Consider the following 20099-nt stretch of genomic DNA (forward strand, 5'->3'; position numbering starts at 1 on the left):
GTCGTCTCCTTTAGTTCCGTGGCCCACCGGCGACGTAAATGACCTGGCCAGAAACGAACCCCGCGCCTTCCGATGCCAAGAACGACGTGGTGTGGGCAATGTCGTCTGGGACACCCGCACGTCCCACAGGGATCTGGGTGATGTTGAGCTTGACGAACTCTTCCCAGTCCATGCCGATGCGCTCTGCCGTTGCCTTGGTCATGTCGGTCTGGATGAATCCGGGAGCAATAGCGTTAGCCGTCACCCCATACTTCCCCAGTTCAATCGCGTATGTCTTGGTCATACCCTGAATACCGGCCTTTGCTGCCGAGTAGTTGGTCTGCCCACGGTTACCCAGCGCCGAGGTGGAGGACATGGAAATAATGCGACCAAACTTCTCTTCCACCATGTACTTCTGCACGGCTTTGGTCATGATGAAGTTACCCGTGAGGTGCACGTCCAAGACTTTGGTGAAGCCTTCCAGTGGCATCTTGAAGAGCATGTCGTCACGGATGATGCCTGCATTGTTCACCAGAATCGTGGGGGCACCCAGTTCCTGTGCGATGCGTTCAACGGCCTTGTTTGCCGACTCTTCGTCGGTGACGTCGGCACCGATTCCCAGCGCTTTTCCGCCGGCCGCTTCAATTTCTTGCACAACGTCTTGAGTGTCTTCTTCACGCAGGTCGATGACAGCTACGTTGTGCCCGTCCTTTGCGAGTCGAAGTGCGATAGCCGCGCCAATTCCGCGAGCTCCGCCGGTTACTACTGCAGTTCTGTTCACAATCAACCTCTATTCTCCACGTCTGTGTGGTCTCTCACATTCTTAACCGAACACTCGTTTAGATGCAACCGATTCTCACGTACGCTCAGTCCTCTTCAACAATGTCGAACAGGTCGATCGACCCAGCCCCTACTCGCCGCACAACAGGTGTACTGCTCGAGAAGTCCACAACGGTCGAAGGGGTGGTCCCTGGGGTCCCAGATGCCACAATCACATCGACAAGCTTGCCGATCCGTGCTTCCACATCAACAGGGTCCGTCAGAGGTTCATCTTGATCCGGCAACAACAAGGTGGACGACAGGATCGGCTCCCCCACCCGCTCAATGAGGTCAAGCGAAAGGCGGTTTTGCGGAATCCGCGCTCCCACCGTTTTCTTTTTGGCGTGCAACATGCGCCGCGGAACCTCTTTTGTGGCTTTGAGAATGAAGGTGTAGGGCCCAGGCGTCAGCGCTTTGATAGTGCGGAACGCGCTGTTGTCGACAATGACGAACTGTCCCAGTTGCGCGAAGTCGTGACACATGAGCGTGAAGTGGTGTTTGGGGCTCAGGTGCCGAATCCGCGTAATGCGTTCGATCCCGTCTTTGTTGTCCAGAGAACACCCAAGCGCATAACAGGAGTCCGTGGGGTACGCGATCAAGCCACCGTTTGTGATCACGTCAACAACAGATGAAATCAGTCGTGGTTGCGGGTTTTCCGGGTGGATTTCAAGAATTTCAGCCATGCTTTAGTTTACGGCGTCGCCCGAGGTGGGTTCTGGGTTGTCCGGGTCCTCCGGGCTTTCTGGGTTCTCCACGGTTGGTTCTGAGTCCTCTTCCGCTTCCGAGATGGCCGCGACTTCGGAGGAGAGTTCCGCCTCCGAGGTGGGTGCTGGGCTGATGGGCGCCGCCGAGGTGGCGAGGACTTTGCCTGTGTGTTTGTTAAAGCCGGATGAGATCAGCAAGTTGATCCACCGAGCACGAGGATCCGCGTCAACCAAGAGAGCTTTGAGCAACAGGGTTGCGGGGAGCGCCAAAAGAGCACCCAGGGGACCTAACACCCAGTACCAGAACAAGAGCGACAGAAATGAAATAAAGGGGGTCACTCCCACCGATTCACCTGTGAACTTCGGCTGGATAATCGACTGGATCACGAAGTTGAGCGTCAGATATGCGATGACTACCCACATGGCGTCCCACCAACCACCTTCAAGGAGTGCCATGAGGGCGGGTGGAATCAACCCAATAATGAGTCCCACATTAGGGATGTAGTTGGTGGTGAAAGCGAGAACACCCCACACCAGGGCCAGGGGAACCCCGATAATCCACAGGGCAATGACGTCAAAAACGGCCACGATCAAACCGAAAATCGTGGCCACCACCCAGTACCGCCGTACGCCTTTTCCAAAAGAGCGCATTGCGAAGGAGAACTGCGGCGCCACATGAGCGACTTCACGAAGACGCGCCGGGAACTGGAGCGAGTCCATAATGACAAAGAACACGGTCATGATGACCGTGGTCAACAGCGCAACAATTGCCGACACATTCGACAGCACCTTCAGAGCCGTGTCAGTCAAAGACGAAAAGTCGAACGCGCTGAGTTGGTTCTGGATCACTTCCGGGGTCAGTCCCCACGACGTCGTGAAACTGATGACCTCGCCGTACAGTTGCGCTAGATTGTCCGAATAGCTGGGAAGCACAATGACAAGTTCTGCAATCGCCCATGCATTGAGCGCGAAGAACACTACGAGTAAGGCCATCACGAGCACGACCGTGATCGACGCGGCAACAATTGCTGGCACGCGCTTTGAAATCAGATACGCCTGCAGAGGGTGAACCACAACCACCAGGTTGAGTGCCAAAAACACTGGAGCCACAATCGTTTGAAGCCCCTGAATAAACTGGATTCCAAACGCCAGGCCAGCGAGTCCCAAAACAACAATGAGAAATCGCGGCAACATCGCCGGGCGCGCAGAATCAGTGGCCACTACCGCTTCCTTTTTTCACGAATTCGCATGTTGATCTCAATGGGAGTTCCCGTGAAGTCAAACGTTTCACGCAACCTGCGCGTGATGAAGCGCCGATACCCCGGGTCCAAAAACCCTGTGGTGAAGAGAACAAACTTGGGAGGACGCGGGTGGGCCTGAGTACCGAACAGAATGCGCGGTTGTTTCCCACCACGCAGCGGGTGCGGATTGGCGGCCACAAGCTCGCCAAGGAAAGCGTTGAGGCGTCCGGTAGGAATACGCGTATCCCACCCCTTTAACGCAGCGTCCAGAGCGGGCACCAACTTGTCCGCGTGGCGACCCGTCTTCGCTGAAATGTTCACGCGCGGCGCCCACGACACGTGACCCAGTTGCATCTCGATCTCTTTTTCAAGTTCGAGACGCCGGTCCTCATCTAACAGATCCCACTTGTTAAACACCAAGACCAGGGCACGTCCAGCCTCAATGACACTGTTGATCACGCGAAGGTCCTGTTCCGAGATGGGCTGATCGGCTTCCAACAAAACCAATGCCACCTCGGCGCGCTCTAACGCCGTCTGCGTACGCAAGGCGGCGTAATAGTCAGCCCCGGACGACTGCCGCGCCCGTTTGCGGATACCGGCCGTGTCCACAAAGCGCCACTGCCGGTCCCCCAGGACCACCAGTTCGTCCACAGGGTCGCGCGTGGTTCCAGCGACATTGTCCACCATGACGCGTTCGCTTCCCACAAGACGGTTCAGAAGCGAAGACTTCCCCACGTTGGGGCGGCCGATAAGAGCAACTCTGCGCGGCCCACCTTCCTCTACCATCTGGTCAACCCCGGAAACTTCCGGAAGAATTTCCACCGCTCGGTCCAGAAGGTCAGCGACACCTCGGCCGTGCATAGCCGAAACCGGAGACGGTTCACCCAACCCCAGGTTCCACAGCTCAAACGCAGCCAGCTCAGATCGTTCGTCATCGACCTTGTTCGCCGCCACAATCACCGGCTTGCCGGTGCGGCGGAGCATTCGAACAATGTGCTCATCGGTAGATGTAATGCCTGTGTGCACATCGAGGACAAAAACGACAGCGTCAGCGAGCTCGACCGCGATTTCAGCTTGTTCTGCGATTCGTGAGGCCATCCCCCTAGAATCGATGTCCCAACCCCCGGTGTCCACTAAAGTGATGTCGCGACCGGCCCAGTGAGCCGTATAGCTCACCCGGTCACGCGTCACCCCAGGAACGTCTTCGACAACGGCTTCCCTGCGACCCAAGATTCGGTTCACCAGGGTGGATTTGCCTACGTTGGGGCGGCCCACAATGGCAAGGATCGGTGACGGGCCCGAGGTGCCACCGGCTTCGAGGTCCTCTGGGGACCGGTCGAGAAGTTCGCGGTCTTCGTCTTCAAGTTCGTAGTCGTCGAGCCCGGCTCGCAGGCTCTCTTCCCTGAGCCGTTCCTCATCGCCGTCAATAGCGGAAAACCGTTCGTGGAAGTCCTCGTCAGGAACGGGTGAAAAATCGGGTTCCTTGGTCACTTGGTACCGCCGTCCGCCTCTTCAACGAGCCCCATGACAGCTGCAACCGACTCATCAAAGTCGATGTGGGTGGTGTCCAGCGTGTGCACGCCTTCGGCAGCGGTGAGGAAACTGGTGGTTGCCGAATCCTTACGGTCACGGTCTGCAACTTGAGCACGCGTAGCCTCGACCGACTCTTCGGTTGCTTCGCCGTGGATCTCGCCTGCTCGGCGAGCAATCCGAACGTCTTCACGAGCGGTCATGAGAATCCGAACATCGGCGTCAGGAGCAACGACCGTTGTAATGTCGCGCCCTTCAACCACAATCCCGCCTTTGTCTGCGCTCACGCGAGAAATAATGTCGCGTTGCATCTCGATGAGCTCTTCACGTGCATCGGGCACGCTGGAAACGATCTGCACATTCGTCGACACGTTTTCGGACCGGATGTCCGATGTCACATCGATCCCGTCAACTTCGACTGATTCGTGTTCCGGGTCGGTCGAGATTTCGAAGTCCACACCCCGAATCTGTTCAACCACGTCTCCTGGGTCGCTTACGCCTCGTTGCAAGCACAACCATGCCATTGCACGGTACATCGCCCCCGTGTCCAAGTACCCAAAGCCGTTACGACGGGCAACCTCGCGTGAAACGCTGGACTTCCCTACTCCACTGGGGCCATCGATAGCAATAACGGTCACTTTTCCTCCTTGGGGTCGAGAGCCTGTTCCGGTAGACGCCACCCATTTTCGCTTAAGCCTTGAATGAGAACTTGCACGTGAGCGGGCACGACTGAAAGTTCGACGCTACCCAGTTTAACGCCCGTCGCGTGGTCGATCCGGATGTCTTCAATGTTCACGCCCAAGTCACCAATATCGGTGAAGAGGCGGGACAGAGTTCCCGGCGCGTCGTCAACGTAGACAGTGACTGTTTCATACGTGGCAGGCGCCAGTCCGTGCTTGCCTGGAATCCTTGCCCGGCCATCGTTACCGGCCGCAAGCGAACCAGCAATTGTCCTAAGCGACCCCGGTCGCATGTCCAGCGCGTCGATCACTCTATCCAGATCACCTCGGATATCGCGCAAGACCGTTGCCACCTCGGCGGCGTTACCCGCCAAAATCTGGGTCCATAACCCTGGGTCCGAATCAGCAATCCGGGTGGTATCCCTCAATCCCTGACCCGCGAGCGCAACTCCTTCTGAGGGCATATCGACCAGTTGCGCAGCCATGATCGAGGCCACGACTTGTGGGGCATGGGAAACCCGGGCGACTGCGGAGTCGTGGAACAACGGGTCCAGGTGCATGACTGAGGCGCCTACGGCCTGAGCGATTGTCACGACCTGCTCCAGACGTTCCTGTGGCGTGTCCTCGTCTGAACACACCACCCACGGGCGCGCCATGAACAGGTCAGCCCGGGCTGCGATCGCGCCGGACTTTTCGCGTCCAGCCATGGGATGTGAACCGATGTAGCGGTCCAATTCCCGGTCGCGGGTGTGCTGTTTGACCGCGTCCAGGATGGCGGTCTTGACGCTTGCAACATCGGTGATGGTGGCGTTGGGCCATGTGCGCAGGGCGTCGACAATAACCTGGGCGACCACGTCCGGAGGCGTGGCAATGACGACAACGTCAGGGTCTTCTGGGCGAGCTACTTCGCCTGCTCCCATGTCGGCTGCGAGTTGAGCGGAGGTGGGTGAGAGGTCTTCGAGCGTGACACGGTAACCGTGCCGAGACAGGCCCAGGCCTAGCGAGGTGCCTAACAGCCCGGTCCCAATGATATGTACGTTCACAGATCAACTGCTTTCATGAGTTCTGAGACTTCTTCGGGGCGCAGTTGGCGCATTTTTCCTTGGCGTTGTTCAGCCAGTTCAATGGGGCCAAACTCGGTGCGCACCAGGCGTAGGACCGGGTTGCCTACCGCACTGAGCAAACGTCGCACGATCCGGTTTTTTCCAGAGTGCAGAATCACTTCCACCAGCGCTACTCCGGGTTGGGAGTCGATGAGTTTGAACGAGTCCACCCGGCTGATGCCGTCGTCTAATTCAATTCCTTCACGCAGACGAGCTCCCACGTCCTTGGCGACGGGGCCCTTGACTTGGGCGAGGTATTTTTTGGGGATTTCATAACGCGGGTGGGTGAGCCTGTTGGCCATGTCTCCGTCGTTGGTCAACAGGAGCAGACCTTCTGTTTCGTAGTCCAAACGTCCCACGTGAAAGAGGCGTTCCGTGCGATCGCGTACGAACTCGTCGAGGTTGCGTCGGCCTTCGGGGTCGCCCATGGAGGAAACGACTTTGGCGGGCTTGTTGAGCGCGAAGTAGACCTTTTCTGTGCTCGTTTCGATGGGCATGGAGTCGACGACGAGGCGCTGTTTCGTAGGGTCGATGCGGGTTCCCAGCTCGATCACAATGTGACCGTCGATTTCCACCCTCCCGTCGAGAATCATCTGTTCGCAGGCGCGCCGCGACCCAAGTCCGGCATCTGCCATGACTTTCTGGAGACGCACCCCGGATTGGGTGTGTGGGTCCGAGGTGGTTTGTTTCTGAGCGCGGGCGATGTTGGCTTCGCGCTGTTTACGGCTGGGGCGTTTTTTCTCAAAGTTCACGATGTTTCCTTCGTTTCAAAGGTGGCTTCTTGTGGGACGTCTTCTGGGAGGTATGGGGCGATGGCGGGAAGTTCGTCGAGGCTGTCGATTCCCATGGCTGAGAGAAACACATGGGATGTGACGAACTGCGTGGGCCCTTCTGTTTTTGGGGCTTCAACGATGAGACCGCGCATGAGCAGGGTCCGGACCACCCCGTCGACGTTCACACCGCGGATGGCTGCGATGCGGGCACGAGTCACGGGTTGCGCATAAGCGACGACTGCCAGGGTTTCCAGAGCAGCTTGGCTGAGTTTGGCGGTCTGGCCTCGGGTCAGGAACTGCTTGACCGTGTCGTAGTGTTCTGAGCGGGAGTAGAACTGCCACCCACCTGCCGATTTACGGATCTCGAAACCGCTGACCCGCCCTGTGGAGTATTCGTGTTGAAGTTCTTCAATCGCCAGCTCAACCTCTTCCGGATTGGTTTCGAGCGCGGTTGCGAGTTCGTCGGTCGTCACCGGTTCGCCAATGACCGTCAGGATCGCTTCAATCCGTGTGGTCAGTGGTGTCATGTGTCCTCCCGGAGATGACGAGTGTACTCAGCGGTGCTTCTTGGTCCAGATCGATTGTGCCTGCTTTAAACAACTCCAGCAGTGCTAAAAACCGTGCGACGACCACCAGGGTGGAGTCTGCCGTCTGGGCAAGTTCATCAAATGTAATCGTCTCACGTTCAGTGAGCAAACCAAGAATGTGGGCGCGTTGTTCGGGAACGCTGACGTGTTGGAGGTGAATGTGGTCGATCGACACGGTGGGCGGGGTGGTGTCGCGGGCCAGTACGGTCGCGTACATTGCTGCCAGCATTTCGGTAGTCGCCGACATGATGAGAGGGGGCAGCACGCCCTGGAAGTCGCTCATGTTCCCACTGTTAGCGACCGAGTATCCAGTTTGCGTGATCCGTTCGCCAAGTTCAAAGGACACCGCTTTGTAGGCGCGGTATTGCAAGAGTCGGGCAAAGAGCAGGTCCCTAGCTTCGAGAAGTTCTAAATCGAGTTCGTCTTCGACCGTCCCCGCGGGTAGGAGGCGCGCGGTTTTGAGGTCGAGCAGGGTTGAGGCGACCAGGAGGAAGTTGGAAAGTTGGTCCAAGGTTTTGGCTGTGCTCCAGCCGGCTTCCTGGGCCGAGGTGGTAAGCGCGTTGACGTGTTCGACGAACTCGTCGGTGACTTCTGCGAGGGCTACATCGGTGATATCGAGTTTACGTTTGCTGATGAGCCCTAGCAGAAGGTCAAACGGGCCGGAAAAGTTGTCGAGTTCAACAACGAATTCGTGGCTCAGGGAGCCCCACCTCGGGAGATGAGTTCACGAGCCAGTTGTCTGTAGGCCTCCGCGCCCGAGTGTTTGGGGGCGAAGCTGGTGATTGGTTCGGCGGCCACGGAGGCGTCTGGGAACTTGACTGTGCGGTTGATGACAGTTTCAAAAACTCTGTCATCAAACGCGTCGACAACGCGTGAGATCACTTCACGTGCGTGCAGCGTGCGCCCGTCGTACATGGTGGCCAAAATACCGTCGATTTCAAGACCAGGGTTGAGGCGGTCCTGAACTTTTTCAATCGTTTCAACCAGCAGAGCAACACCGCGCAAGGCGAAGAACTCTGTTTCAAGAGGAATGATGACACCGTGTGCCGCCGTCAACGCGTTGACGGTGAGAAGACCCAAGGACGGTTGGCAGTCGATGAGAATGACGTCATATTCGTTGGCGACTTTATCCAGGGCTCGGGCCAGCACTTGTTCGCGCGCCACTTCGTTGACCAGTTGAACCTCGGCGGCTGACAAGTCAATGTTGGCCGGTAAAACGTCGATGAGCTGGTGCGCCGTGGGCTGGATAACGTCAGACGGGTTCACCCGGCTGGACATGAGAACGTTGTACACGCTCAGTTCTAAATCGTGTGGGTTGAGCCCCAGCCCTACCGACAGAGCACCCTGTGGGTCGAAGTCGACCAGAAGCACGCGACGCCCGTAATCAGCCAAGGCTGCACCCAGGTTGACCGACGACGTGGTTTTGCCCACGCCACCCTTCTGGTTGACCATCGCGATGATCCGTGCCGGGCCGTGGCTTTCAAGCGGTGGCGGTTCTGGAAATTGTCGAACCGGCCGACCGGTGGGTCCGAGTTCCTGTTCTTCCACGCACGTGCCTTTCTTCGAAACGATGTTCTTTCACCCTATCGCGCTCTGGGGTGAGTCGATGCATAGACCTCTTTGAGCGCTTGGCTCGTGACCTGAGTGTATATCTGAGTGGTTGTCACCGACGAATGTCCCAAAAGTTCTTGGACAATTCGGATATCTGCCCCACCTTCTACTAAGTGAGTCGCGCACGAATGTCGCAACGAGTGCGCAGTGACACCCGGGACGTCGGCAATGTCAGCCGCCTTTTTCACGATCGCCCACGCGCTCTGCCGGGACAGTCTGCCACCTCGGGCGTTGAGAAAGACCGCGGGACTTGAGGCAGCCCACGCAGGCCGGCCGCGTGTCAACCACGCCCCTAACGCTTCGATTGCGTGAGAGCCCAGGGGAACCAAACGTTCTTTGTTGCCTTTTCCGTACACGCGCGCAATGCCTGCGTCCACATCCACGTCGTCCCGATCCACGCCTACGGCCTCACTGATGCGAGCGCCTGTGGCGTACAAGAACTCAATGAGCGCAACCGCGCGCAGCTGGGCGGGATCCGCACTCTGAGGGTCACCGGCTGCGTGAATGATCCGGCTCACCTGATCGACGCTCAGCGCCTTGGGTAGCCGCATCGTGTCGGTGGGTGGCTGCACGTCATCAGCGGGGCTTGTTCCCCCGGTTTCACCCGCCGTGAAGTGGTGAAGCCTGCGTACAGCCACCGTGATGCGGGCCCTAGACGTCACGGCAAAGTTCTGGTGCGCAATGTGTTCAATGAAACCGGCAACGTGTTCGCTGGTGACGCTCCCGAGGTCGTTCACCCCTGTGTCTGCCAGGTAAGTGACGTACTTGGCGAGATCGCGGGCGTACGCGTCAACGGTGTTGCGTGAACTCCCCCGCTCCAATTGCAGGTACGTGAGGTACTCGCTCACTGGTCGGATCAAGCCGGCGGGGGCGTCCGGCAAGAGCGCTGCCCCGTGCCGTGCTCCGGTCATGAGTTGAGGAATCCGTTGAGCAGGTGATCGCGTGCTGGCCACGGGTCATCGACAGGGCGCAGGTCCGCAAACCCGGCCTCAGCATGTCTGGCTGTGTGAAGGATGCCTAAGCACGCTGTTGCGTTGGTGATGTGGCCGGCCATGACTGCTTGGACGGCGTCGTTCAAGGGCACCCAGTGTGGTTTGATCTGGGCTTCTTCTGCAGTGCGCTCGCTCGCTGGGTGCGTGGTGATGTCGCGGGCTAGGTAGATGCGCAACGCTTCCGAAGAACCTCCGGGTGAGGTCAGCTGATCGGCCAATACGTTCCAGGTTCTGGCGCTTAAGTCGACTTCTTCGCGCAGTTCCCTGGCAGCTGCCACGTGTGGTTCTTCTCCCGCGTGGTCCAAAAGTCCTGCCGGCACTTCCCATTCGATGACACGTAACGGGTGTCGATACTGCTGCATGAGCATGACCCGGTTGTCGTCGTCGAGAGCAACAACGGCTACAGCACCGGGGTGGCGCATGATTTGGCGGGTGAGCGAGGTGTCGGTTCCCGGCAACACAAAACGTTGCTCGACTACATCCCACACAGCACCCGTGAAAACCACGTCGCTGTCCAGGATCTGTGTGTCGACGTACTGATCACGCATTAGTCGTCGTTGAGAACAAGTGCCTGAGCGTACAGGCTCAACAGGTGTTCTGCGATGAAAGTGTGACGGGCAGTACTTACCCGGTTCTTAACGTGGATTCCGTTTTGCACGCGCACTGCTGGACGGTCGATGAGTTCCGCAACCGCACGCAGTGTTCCGTCGACATTGTCTGGAGCGAACTGAGGAACCCCGTCACCGTACATGCGGCCGTGCTGTTCTGAACCAACAAAAACAATTGGGCGACCCAACTGCATGAGGCGTTCAGCGTCCACCGCAGTCATGCGGTCAGAAGCTACCACGACATCAGAGGCTGCCAGAACATCGACCGTGGAAATTTCTTCTGCCAAACGCATGTGTTCTACCCGGTCGACAATTCCACTCCGCACTGTCGATCGGGAGCGTCCACCACCAGTCAGCGCGAAAACCCACGAACGGTCGGGGCGGTACGATGCCAACCGGACACCCACCTCGGCGATGGTCGTCACGGCAGGCGAATCGATCAGAGCAACCGGGCTAGACACGAGCCACGAACCAGACGGAACGTCCAGCAGATCGCGGACATCTTCGCGTGACAGCCGTGGCTGAGCCACCGGGTCGATGTCACTTGAGAGCAACTGGGCACGTTCCACGATCGCAACCGTGTCCATGTACTTTTCAACGATAGGTTCTGTGGTGCCCAAAACCACGGTTGCGTTCTTGGAGACGATCTGTGCTTGAGCCTCAGCGATCATGCTGTCATCACGGCCCACTGACGCGACAATCGTGGGGTGCATGGACTGCGGAAGACCTGTGAGCCCAGCCCCAGCAAGAGCCGCTGCGTGCAGGCCATGCGCATGCACGAGATCAATGTGACGGTAGTACTTGTGCAGTGTCAGAGCCGTGTTGGGATCACCCAGGCGCAGACCCGCACCTGCCCCAATCTCAATGTGACGCAGACGCTCACCAGACACGTTCAGGGCCTTAAAGACAGACTCACGCGACGCAACCGCCACACGGTAGCCAGCGTCAAGCTGCGCCTGAATTGCGTGACGTGCTACTTCTGCAAGAACCGAATTAGCGTCAGTCAAAACGTGCATAATGCGCGTGTCTGCAGGTAGCAGTTCACTCATTGTGTTCCTTTCACCAGTGGGGCCCTTGCTCCTAGCCTATCGAACTCACTTCGAGTTCAGGATCAGCCCTCGCGAGGTTTAGATTGAGGCTCAGGCAAAGGGTTAGGCACAAGCGCTTTTGCACTGTCAGCGAACCCATAAGACTGGTGCTTCTTCGTGGCGTGGAGATCGGCAACTGCAAGGGCCGTGATGACGGTGCCAGCGGACAAATCAACTCCGTCGACACTGGTGACAGCGATCTTCCGGTCACGCAGTTGCTTGACAGCTCCGTTGTTTCCGCTGTCCACTGATCCAGTAGCGACTGTGGGTGCTGTTGAGCCAAGTGCGTTCAACAGACCCGTGTAGTCCTCGGCTGGTTGTGTGTCTTCTTCGGTTGAGTCACCCAGCAGGAAAACGACGACGTCAGCGCGTGCGTAGCTTCCCCCGTTCAGGCGCTTAGCCGAACGCAGCTCGTCAATCACCTGTGTGGCTTTCTCGGCATCATACGCGCCTTCGTGCTCACCTGCGTAAGCATGTGCAATGGCTTTTTCGAATGCTTCACGTGGGTCTGCTGGCAACTTGGGGTCGATCTCTTTGAGTGCCTCAAGTGCTTTTTCGCTCTCTTCAGGCTTGAGTGATTCGGGTGTCAGTTGTCCCCCGTCACTGACGGTAGCACCTGCGTCTTCCAAACGACCCTGCACATCCTTAATGGTCTGAGACGTCGTGTTTGGGGTTGAGACCAGAGTGACTTTCGTCCCCTTCAGGGTCTCAGCGAGAAGCGCAGGCGCTGACTCCGTGATGTACGTGTTCAAATCCTCGATTGAACCGTTTGCCTCATCGAGTTTTGCCCGCAAGTTGTCGCGGTCAGTCCGCAATGAATCAACTTGCGACTGGAGAGACTCACCAATGGGTTGTTTGAGTGGCCCCGCGCCAAGAACAATTCCTACGGCTAGAGCCAGAAAAACAGAGATGATACTCACCAGGTGATAGCGAAAATCAATCACAGTAGTCCTTCCATCCGGGCAGGTATCACCAAGAGAACAGGTTACCTAACCAGCTAAAGAATCCATCGAACTGCGCCCCCAGGAGACCCAGGAATGTCTGGCCAGCGGCGGTTGCCATGAGAGCGACGAAGAGAGCGAACAGGCCAGCGAGCGCCAGTCCCGCCAAGAACCAGTTTGAAAACTGCCGGCGGTACAGAAGTGAAACACCTTTTGCGTTGATGAGGCGGGATCCCAAGCGCAAGTGGGTGATGAGGCTTGGGCCTGAAACGTTTGCGTCATCGTCCACCATGTCGGTGAGCATGTCGTTGCTACCTACCGCCACAATCAGAGGTGCGTCCAAAGAATCTGCCACGAGCAAACCTGCATCACGGTTACTTCCAAGCGTGGGAAGCTTGTGGTGCTTTAACTCCTGGGATTTCATGCGCTCGATTCCCGCTGAGCTGTTTTCGTCGGGCGCGTGAGCTAAGAGGATTGCTCCGCAGTTGGCTGAGGCGTCAGCGACGGAGTTGAGGTCCCCCACGATGATGTCAGGTGTGAGCCGGGCGTCCAGCAAGGCATCAGCCCCGTTATCGACACCAATGAGGACCGGCTTGTACTCCTTGATGTACCCGCGCAACATTTCGAGGTCTTCTTTGTAGTGCGCGCCGGCAACCACAACCAGCGCTTGCCGTGAGCGTAGCGACTGGGGAAGTTCAGGAAGCTCAATGTCGGACTCAACGAGGTCCGGGTGTTCGTGTAATGTGGCGCCAAGTTCGCTCGCGAACTCGCCAACCAGCGAGTCGAGCTGAGCGCGTGGGTCGTTCTTTTGCGTCATTATCGAATCATTGTGACATGTTTAGTCGGTAAAGCCCTGTTTCTGCGCGCGTGCGGTCTGCATGAGTTCGGTTGCGTGTTCCCGGGCAGCCACAGAATCGCTTACCCCGCCCAACATGCGCGCAAGTTCGGCTTCGCGTTGATTATCCGCGACTTCTGTCACCCCAGACACTGCTCCTGACTCGTTGGAGTCGTCCTTGCGGATGACTAAGTGTGTGTCAGCCCACGCTGCAACTTGAGCTAAATGTGTGACAACAATCACCTGACTGTGTCGTGCTAAAAGCGCCAGACGGCGACCAATTTCAGTAGCCGCGGCACCTCCCACTCCAGAGTCAACTTCGTCAAATATGAACGTGGGGAATGCGTGGGTTCGAGCGATCACCACTTCGATAGCAAGCATCACACGGGAAAGTTCACCACCGGACGCAAGTTTTGCGATATCGCCTGGCGCAGTACCTCCGTGAGCAGAAAACAGCAGTCGAATCGCGTCTGCTCCGTGGGGGCCGGGCTCTGCGGGTTCGATGTCAAAGACCACGCGGGCGTGAGGCATGGAAAGTGCGGCGAGTTCTGTTTGAACAGCGCTGGTGAAACCTTGGGCGGCACTAGTACGCGCCTCGGTGAGGGCCTGTGCGTGCTCGTGCATAGAGGTTTCACACTGGCGCAGCTGTTCGTCGATCCCTGCTAGATCGGAGCTGTCCGCGCTCAGTTGCAGCAGTTCTTCACCCGCTTGCGTTTCGAACTCTAGAACAGCGTCCACACCGTCGCCGTACTGATCGAGTTCAGCCAACTGAGCGATTCGCGCGTGGGTGTCTTCGAGCGACACATCATCGAGTTCAGCAAAGCTTGCAAGGTACGCAGAAAGTTCGGACGCAACATCCGAAGCTGAGAGTGCCAGAGCTGTGAGTGCTTCTGCGTGTTCTTTCACCGCGTCGTCATGGGCGCGCGCGTGGTTGACGTGATCGGCGGCCCGGTGAAGAAGATCCACAACGGTGGGAGTTTCGGTAAAACCGTCGCTGACCAACATGTCACATGCCGTCTGCACGGTTTGTTTCACGTCGTCGGCGGCTTCCAGTTTCAGCACAATTGCCTTGAGCTGTGCATCCTCACCGGCGACCGGGCGTACCCGGTCAATGTGCGCAAGCGCCCCCTCAAGATACTCAATGCGCGCGTTGCGTTCCTTTTCACTTGCGTGGAGCTCACGGGCTCGCTCGTGCACACGCTTCCATTCCTCGTACGCGTTCACATATGCGTCACGTACGTGTGCCAGTTCTTCGCCACCGTACGTATCAAGGAGTTCGCGCTGCTTGGAAGCTGAACGCAGGGTCAGCTGTTCAGACTGGCCATGCATACTGACAAGTCGCTCTCCCACGTGGGACAGAACGGCAACAGGGACCGTGCGTCCCCCGGCTGTGGCCCGGGCCCTTCCCGAGGTGGGAATAGTCCGCGTGACCACCAACTCGCCGTCATCTACGGACCCTCCAGCGTCCTCGACCCGGTCGACGACCTCGGGCTGGGATTCCACAGAAAAAATCCCTTCGACAACGGCCTTTGAGGCGTCACTGCGTACCGCCTGAGTTTCTGCCCGCGCACCCGTGAGCAGATTCAGCGCAGACACGAACATGGTTTTCCCGGCTCCGGTTTCACCTGTCACCACGGTGAACCCCGGCCCTAAATCCACGTGGGCGTTTTCAATCACGCCCATGTTGTGAATCGACAGCGACTCAATCACGCTTGTGGCCCCCTCCACCCGCTGACGGGGAGTTGGAATTTGGCCACGAGGCGGTCTGTGAAAAGGTCGCGGTTGAGGCGGGCCAAAGACACTGACTTTTGGGCGCGCACGGCTTCCACACGGGCACCGGCCGGGACTTTGAACCTCAGTTGCCCGTCACACCACAGTTGCGCGTCAGTGTGCGACTGAGAGGGCAGGAACTCCACACCTAAACGTGAACGCGGCGACACCACCAGAGGCTTTGTAAACAGTGCGTGCGCAGAAATGGGAATCATAAGAAGCGCTTCGACTTCTGGCCACACAACTGGACCGCCTGCGGAAAACGCATATGCAGTGGAGCCCGTGGGGGTCGCGAAAATAACTCCGTCACACCCAAACGACGACACTGGACGGTAGTCCACTCCCACGACCACTTCGATCATTGAGGAATAGCGCCCCTTTTCGATGGTAGCTTCGTTTAAGGCCCAATCGCGGTGGAGCAAGTGGCCGTCCTGGGTGACCGAAATATCGAGTGCCATGCGCTGTTCTACAAAGTACTCGCGCTTGATGGCCGCTTGGGTGGCTTGTTCGAGTTCTTGACGTTCGGACTCCGCTAAGAAACCCACGTGGCCCAGGTTGATTCCCATGATTGGGACTTCTGTTTCGTGGTACATCCCAGCCGCTCGCAGAATGGTTCCATCGCCTCCCAGAACCATGATGAGCTCAGGTTTTGCGGTTTCAAGCTCACCGATTGACAGCACTTTGATGGGGGTCGACGGTTCACCTTCGTAACTCACTAAGGCCGCGTAGTCATCATGGGACATCACAGGGGTGACGTTTTCTGCGTGGAGGAGTGAACACACGTCCAAGGCAGCCTGCCTGGCATGCGCCCGATGCGGGTGCAAAACAACGACGATATTTCTCATGTCACCTCCCCCTTCGAACCTATCGGACTTTCAGCGTAGACGAAATACTCGACGTTTCCTGCGGGTCCAGGAAGGTGAGATTCGCAGGTTCGCACAGTGTGCGCCCCTACCGAGACTAAGTGTTCGGTCACCCGGTCTACAGCTTCTTGGCGTTTCTTCGCAGACGTGACCACCCCGTGTTTGTCCAGGGCTGAACGCTCCAGTTCGAATTGGGGTTTCACCATTAGGAGAAGGTGGCCACCCGGACGGGTAACTTTCACGAGCCGGTCGATGAACAGGGTGAGCGAAATAAACGACACATCTGCGACAACCAGGTCCACCAAGCCACGTGTCCACTCAGGGGTGAGCTCGCGTAAGTTGTGTCCCTCGAGGCTTGTCACGCGCGGATCGGTGCGCAGGCTGGCGTGGAGTTGGTCGTGACCCACGTCCACGGCGTAGACGTGTTCGGCTCCTTTTGTCAGTAGGACTTGCGTGAATCCGCCCGTGGATGCGCCCGCATCCAGGCATGTGAGCCCGTCTACTCGATCAATTCCTAGATCGCTCAAGGCGCCAAGGAGTTTATGCGCCGAGCGGGCTACCCACGGATCAGCCTGGGTGAGCGTCACGTGGTCGTCTGGCCCTACCGTGTGACTGGGTTTTGTCGCTTTATGACCGTTGACCGTGACGTTGCCGGCCGCGATTTCGCGAGTAGCCCGGTTACGGGAGGTAACAAGCCCACGGGCTACCAGTTCAGTGTCGAGCCTGGGCACTAGGGGCGTAACCCATCCAGTTCGGTGGCCATGGAGTCGAGAAGTTCATGGAGTTGAGTGACCGCGGTGTCAATCTCGCCGAGGTCTCCCCCAGGTAGCGCTTGAATCTCCTGGGCCTGCTGGTCCCAGTTCATAGCTGCCCGCTCAAGGTTCCAGCGTCCAAGGCAGTGTTGTGGGCGTGCATGTATGCAAGGGCCGCATTCGCTGCCAGTAGAGGGTCACCGACGTGGGCCACGACACCCGCGTCAACCCGCACGGAAGCCGAACCACAGCGCGCTTCGGTGGGGCCCACCTCGGCGGCGGGGAGCTCTTCAAGCAGATCAGGCAACCCGGACACGATCCGGGTGGGGCGCTGGTGCTCCGGGGCACGCAGAGCCATATCAACACTGGTCACGCCCGTGAGCGTGAGAGCCGAATCAATTCCGGCAACCACGGCCGCTTCGATGTCGGTTTCCAGCTGATCCCCCACCATGAGCGGGCGGGTCGCGCCTAGCGCGTCAATAGTCTGCGTGAGCATGGTGGGTTCGGGCTTGCCCGCGTAGATGGGGGTGGTGTCGCTGAATGACGCAACGATGTCCACGAACGTGCCGTTTCCGGGCATAATTCCACGGCCGGTGGGAATCGCTTTGTCTGGGTTTGTTGGCCGGTATTGAGCACCGTTGCGGATCGCTGTGATGGCCCACGAAATGTCGGTCCACGTGGTTTGTGGACCGAACCCTTGAACCACTGCCGCTGGAGTGTTCTGAGTAAGCCAGTCGCGATCTTCAGGAGTGATGACTGTGAAACCGAACGATTCGACACAGGATCGCAAGAACTCGCCACCCAGCACGAGCACGGCAGAGTCAGTGTCAATATCGTGCGCGAGTTTTTCAGCGGCAGCCTGAGCAGACGTCCGCACGTGCTGTGGCGTGCAAGGGATATCGAACGACGAAATTGTGTGTGCAATTTCTTCGACGTCACGCGCCGCGTTGTTGGTGATAAACGCGTACGGGGTGCCGTTGTTGTGCCACGTTTGGAGAGTGTGGGAAGCGCCAGGGATTGGTTCTTTACCCCGGTAAATCACGCCGTCTAAGTCAAGAAGGATCGCGTCGTACATGTTTAGCGAACGGTTTCTGGGTCGATCCCGGCTTCGGCCAGAATTTCGTCTACTTCATCTTCCACGTCGACGTTAGGGTCCGGTGCCGAGGTGTCCTCGGATTCTGAAGGTGTGTCAGGTTCCGCTGCCGCCGGTTCGTCCTCAGCGATCTCTTCTTCTGGTTCTTCTTCGATGGTGATGATTTGGATGCCCTCGTTGGGGTCCGGAGTTTCATCACCGAAGAGAACGTTGGTGCGCTGCGCGGTTCGGCGGGCCAGTTGTTCGTATTTGTCACCGGTTTCGGTGTCGCCTTGAGCACGCAGGATGTCGGCATACATGCTTAAGAGTCGCACCGCTGACCCGGGGGCGTGCCCAGTGAAGCCTTGTGCTTCGATCAGGGATTTTGCGGCGGGCAGGTTGTCGAGGTCCATGTGGGCCCCAGCTACAACGAGCACGAATTCGATCCAAGTCTGTGGGTCGAAGTCCGACTGTTTCGCTTCTGCGAACATGTCGAGAGCTTTTTGGGGTTTTTCACGTCCGCGTTCTGCGTCTGCGATCACTGGAACGTTTTCGGTCGCGCCGGTGATGCGTTTGTGGGTACGAAGCTCCCTTAAGGCTTCCTCGTACTTGCCGAGGCGGTAGGCGACGAGTCCCAAGGCTTCGCGGGTTGCAGCGATTCGTCCGGCGGATTCGACAGCGTAACGGGCGTGCTGATACGCAGTCTCAGGGTCTGAATCGATGAGGGTTCCGGCGGCTGCCAGGTGATTGGATACAACTTCCCGGTGCTCGCGGGAAAGTGGAGAGAGCTGTTGGAGAACGGGCCCTGAAAGGATGCGCCCTGTGACGCCTTCCGGAAGTTCAGGTTCTTTCATTTTCCGAGGTCGGTCATAACCTCGGGAGTGTTTTCCGGGCTGTTGCTGGCGTCGTTTGTCTTGTCCGCCACGACGCGCTGGGCGACGTCCCTTGAACTTGTTCACTGCACTCCGTTCTTGTCGATCGAACTTATATTTTACCCGTGTGTGCGATCAACCCTCAACGCTGAGAATTCGCGGACGATGTCGGCGGCGCTCTGAGTTGCGCAATGGGCGAAGCCGGTTCCGGCCCACAGGTTGAGCATCTGCGGGTCGTGGGCATGTGCTTTACGGATTGGTGAGGTCATGTAGTGCACGTGTGGGTATCCCACAATCTGGTCTGCCTCCATGGCGCTGGTGAAGGTGTTTGCGAGTCCGCGTGCGATCCGTCCGGAGAAGGCTCGGGTTTGAACTGTCCTTGTGAACTCGCCACTGACCAAAGCGTCTGCGTGTGCGGGTTTGGTTCCTGCTTCAGCCGCTGTGAGGAAGCGCGTTCCTAAAGATACGGCCTGCGCGCCAGCGTCGAGGGCCTGTTGTGCTTGTCGGACAGTACCGATTCCTCCGGCTGCGATAAGAGGTACAGACACCTTACGGCGTACTTCTTGTATTAGGTCAGGGAGTACGGTTTGGGTAACTGCGCGGTCTTGTCGATGCACTGAGAGGTGCCCACCTGCATCGGTTGATTGGACAATGAGAAAGTCGGCGCCAGCTTCAACCGAGCCCACGGCTTCGACCGAATTGGTCACTGTGACGCCCACATAGCAATCAGCTGATTTGATGCGGCGAATGACTGCGGTGTCTGGCAGTCCAAACGTGAACGTCACTACTTCAGGTGTGTGTTCAAGAACAAGGTCAATCTTGTCGCTGAAGTGGTCGTCGTTGAACTCCGGAACATCTACTGCTTCGCCAAATTCTCGTTCTAACGCGCTTGCGTAGCGTTTGAGGTCATCGGTGTCTGGCCGAACTGTCTCTGGCACAAAGAGGTTCGCGTTGAAGGTGTCGGTGAGTGCCCGTGTTTGTGCGAGGGATTGCTCGAAGTCTTCTGGGCTTAAGTAGCCGGCGGCGATGGAGCCAAGTCCTCCAGCGTTTGTCACTGCGGCTGCGAGTTCTGGTGTTGATGGGCCTCCGGCCATAGGGGCGCACATGATTGGAACACTCAGCGTATCTAGCACATCCATGTGCGTCAGTATGTCATGAATATGGAAAAGAGGAGGCCACGGCTTCGTGGTCTCCTCTTTTCTTTTACGTTGGTTTTGCGGCGGTGTCTTACTCTCCCACACTCTCTCGGGTGCAGTACCATCAGCGCTGTCAGGCTTAG

General features: G+C 57.9%; 22 protein-coding genes. All 22 read right to left on the bottom strand.

From position 1 onward, the window contains the following. Window positions 1–10 precede the first annotated feature (10 nt). Window positions 11–760: a 3-oxoacyl-ACP reductase FabG gene (gene fabG / locus QP868_RS09905; RefSeq protein ID WP_284926396.1), complete on the bottom strand. Its 750-nt coding sequence runs from the start codon at window positions 758–760 to the stop codon at window positions 11–13. 85 nt (window positions 761–845) lie between these two features. Continuing rightward, window positions 846–1481 (bottom strand): L-threonylcarbamoyladenylate synthase, encoded by a 636-nt coding sequence (locus QP868_RS09910; RefSeq protein WP_284926397.1) that lies wholly within the window; start codon window positions 1479–1481, stop codon window positions 846–848. 3 nt (window positions 1482–1484) lie between these two features. After that, window positions 1485–2723: an AI-2E family transporter gene (locus tag QP868_RS09915; RefSeq protein WP_284926398.1), complete on the bottom strand. Its 1239-nt coding sequence runs from the start codon at window positions 2721–2723 to the stop codon at window positions 1485–1487. Further along, window positions 2723–4234: a ribosome biogenesis GTPase Der gene (der, locus tag QP868_RS09920; protein ID WP_284926399.1), complete on the bottom strand. Its 1512-nt coding sequence runs from the start codon at window positions 4232–4234 to the stop codon at window positions 2723–2725. Before der ends, QP868_RS09915 begins: the two co-directional genes overlap by 1 nt. Further along, on the bottom strand, window positions 4231–4911 hold the full coding sequence (cmk, locus tag QP868_RS09925) for a (d)CMP kinase (RefSeq protein ID WP_284926400.1): 681 nt from the start codon (window positions 4909–4911) through the stop codon (window positions 4231–4233). The genes der and cmk overlap by 4 nt, the downstream gene beginning before the upstream one ends. Continuing rightward, window positions 4908–5996, bottom strand: coding sequence for a prephenate dehydrogenase (locus QP868_RS09930; protein ID WP_284926401.1), 1089 nt, complete (start codon window positions 5994–5996; stop codon window positions 4908–4910). The genes cmk and QP868_RS09930 overlap by 4 nt, the downstream gene beginning before the upstream one ends. Continuing rightward, window positions 5993–6808 carry a pseudouridine synthase gene (locus tag QP868_RS09935; RefSeq protein ID WP_284926402.1) on the bottom strand — a complete coding sequence of 272 codons (816 nt, stop codon included), beginning with the start codon at window positions 6806–6808 and terminating at the stop codon, window positions 5993–5995. The genes QP868_RS09930 and QP868_RS09935 overlap by 4 nt, the downstream gene beginning before the upstream one ends. After that, on the bottom strand, window positions 6805–7356 hold the full coding sequence (gene scpB, locus QP868_RS09940) for an SMC-Scp complex subunit ScpB (RefSeq protein WP_284926403.1): 552 nt from the start codon (window positions 7354–7356) through the stop codon (window positions 6805–6807). Before scpB ends, QP868_RS09935 begins: the two co-directional genes overlap by 4 nt. Continuing rightward, the gene (locus tag QP868_RS09945; RefSeq protein WP_350309994.1) at window positions 7331–8116 is read right to left on the bottom strand and encodes a segregation and condensation protein A; all 786 of its coding nucleotides are present in this window, start codon (window positions 8114–8116) and stop codon (window positions 7331–7333) included. The genes scpB and QP868_RS09945 overlap by 26 nt, the downstream gene beginning before the upstream one ends. Then, the gene (locus QP868_RS09950; protein ID WP_284926404.1) at window positions 8113–8964 is read right to left on the bottom strand and encodes a ParA family protein; all 852 of its coding nucleotides are present in this window, start codon (window positions 8962–8964) and stop codon (window positions 8113–8115) included. Before QP868_RS09950 ends, QP868_RS09945 begins: the two co-directional genes overlap by 4 nt. Before the next feature lie 35 nt (window positions 8965–8999). Continuing rightward, window positions 9000–9938, bottom strand: a complete 939-nt coding sequence (locus QP868_RS09955; RefSeq protein WP_284926416.1) for a tyrosine recombinase — start codon at window positions 9936–9938, stop codon at window positions 9000–9002. Further along, on the bottom strand, window positions 9935–10567 hold the full coding sequence (locus tag QP868_RS09960; protein ID WP_284926405.1) for an NUDIX domain-containing protein: 633 nt from the start codon (window positions 10565–10567) through the stop codon (window positions 9935–9937). The genes QP868_RS09955 and QP868_RS09960 overlap by 4 nt, the downstream gene beginning before the upstream one ends. After that, window positions 10567–11676: a group 1 glycosyl transferase gene (locus QP868_RS09965; RefSeq protein WP_284926406.1), complete on the bottom strand. Its 1110-nt coding sequence runs from the start codon at window positions 11674–11676 to the stop codon at window positions 10567–10569. Before QP868_RS09965 ends, QP868_RS09960 begins: the two co-directional genes overlap by 1 nt. A gap of 62 nt (window positions 11677–11738) precedes the next feature. After that, entirely contained in the window at window positions 11739–12659 is a 921-nt protein-coding gene (locus QP868_RS09970; protein WP_284926407.1) for a copper transporter, read from the bottom strand. A gap of 25 nt (window positions 12660–12684) precedes the next feature. Then, window positions 12685–13473 carry a putative cytokinetic ring protein SteA gene (gene steA, locus QP868_RS09975; protein WP_284926408.1) on the bottom strand — a complete coding sequence of 263 codons (789 nt, stop codon included), beginning with the start codon at window positions 13471–13473 and terminating at the stop codon, window positions 12685–12687. Window positions 13474–13494: 21 nt separating this feature from the next. Then, the gene (gene recN / locus QP868_RS09980) at window positions 13495–15201 is read right to left on the bottom strand and encodes a DNA repair protein RecN (protein ID WP_284926409.1); all 1707 of its coding nucleotides are present in this window, start codon (window positions 15199–15201) and stop codon (window positions 13495–13497) included. Next, complete coding sequence (locus QP868_RS09985) at window positions 15198–16106, bottom strand: NAD kinase (protein ID WP_005886537.1); 909 nt, start codon at window positions 16104–16106, stop codon at window positions 15198–15200. Before QP868_RS09985 ends, recN begins: the two co-directional genes overlap by 4 nt. Then, window positions 16103–16855 (bottom strand): TlyA family RNA methyltransferase, encoded by a 753-nt coding sequence (locus QP868_RS09990; protein WP_284926410.1) that lies wholly within the window; start codon window positions 16853–16855, stop codon window positions 16103–16105. The genes QP868_RS09985 and QP868_RS09990 overlap by 4 nt, the downstream gene beginning before the upstream one ends. Further along, complete coding sequence (locus tag QP868_RS09995; RefSeq protein WP_284926411.1) at window positions 16855–16989, bottom strand: hypothetical protein; 135 nt, start codon at window positions 16987–16989, stop codon at window positions 16855–16857. Before QP868_RS09995 ends, QP868_RS09990 begins: the two co-directional genes overlap by 1 nt. Then, window positions 16986–17951 (bottom strand): HAD-IIA family hydrolase, encoded by a 966-nt coding sequence (locus QP868_RS10000; protein WP_284926412.1) that lies wholly within the window; start codon window positions 17949–17951, stop codon window positions 16986–16988. Before QP868_RS10000 ends, QP868_RS09995 begins: the two co-directional genes overlap by 4 nt. 2 nt (window positions 17952–17953) lie before the next feature. Then, window positions 17954–18907, bottom strand: coding sequence for a tetratricopeptide repeat protein (locus tag QP868_RS10005; protein ID WP_284926413.1), 954 nt, complete (start codon window positions 18905–18907; stop codon window positions 17954–17956). 32 nt (window positions 18908–18939) lie between these two features. Further along, on the bottom strand, window positions 18940–19959 hold the full coding sequence (locus QP868_RS10010) for an NAD(P)H-dependent flavin oxidoreductase (RefSeq protein WP_284926414.1): 1020 nt from the start codon (window positions 19957–19959) through the stop codon (window positions 18940–18942). Window positions 19960–20099 lie beyond the last annotated feature (140 nt).

This window comes from Brevibacterium sp. UMB1308A, from assembly GCF_030230605.1.
Taxonomy (GTDB): Bacteria; Actinomycetota; Actinomycetes; order Actinomycetales; family Brevibacteriaceae; genus Brevibacterium.

Bases quoted from the DNA above. Each gene is read 5' to 3' on its own strand.
- QP868_RS09910 (WP_284926397.1), bottom strand. From the start codon at position 1,481: ATGGCTGAAATTCTTGAAATCCACCCGGAAAACCCGCAACCACGACTG.
- scpB (WP_284926403.1), bottom strand. From the start codon at position 7,356: ATGACACCACTGACCACACGGATTGAAGCGATCCTGACGGTCATTGGC.
- QP868_RS09955 (WP_284926416.1), bottom strand. From the start codon at position 9,938: ATGACCGGAGCACGGCACGGGGCAGCGCTCTTGCCGGACGCCCCCGCC.
- QP868_RS09960 (WP_284926405.1), bottom strand. From the start codon at position 10,567: ATGCGTGATCAGTACGTCGACACACAGATCCTGGACAGCGACGTGGTT.
- QP868_RS09965 (WP_284926406.1), bottom strand. From the start codon at position 11,676: ATGAGTGAACTGCTACCTGCAGACACGCGCATTATGCACGTTTTGACT.
- steA (WP_284926408.1), bottom strand. From the start codon at position 13,473: ATGACGCAAAAGAACGACCCACGCGCTCAGCTCGACTCGCTGGTTGGC.
- QP868_RS09985 (WP_005886537.1), bottom strand. From the start codon at position 16,106: ATGAGAAATATCGTCGTTGTTTTGCACCCGCATCGGGCGCATGCCAGG.
- QP868_RS09995 (WP_284926411.1), bottom strand. From the start codon at position 16,989: ATGAACTGGGACCAGCAGGCCCAGGAGATTCAAGCGCTACCTGGGGGA.
- QP868_RS10000 (WP_284926412.1), bottom strand. From the start codon at position 17,951: ATGTACGACGCGATCCTTCTTGACTTAGACGGCGTGATTTACCGGGGT.
- QP868_RS10010 (WP_284926414.1), bottom strand. From the start codon at position 19,959: ATGGATGTGCTAGATACGCTGAGTGTTCCAATCATGTGCGCCCCTATG.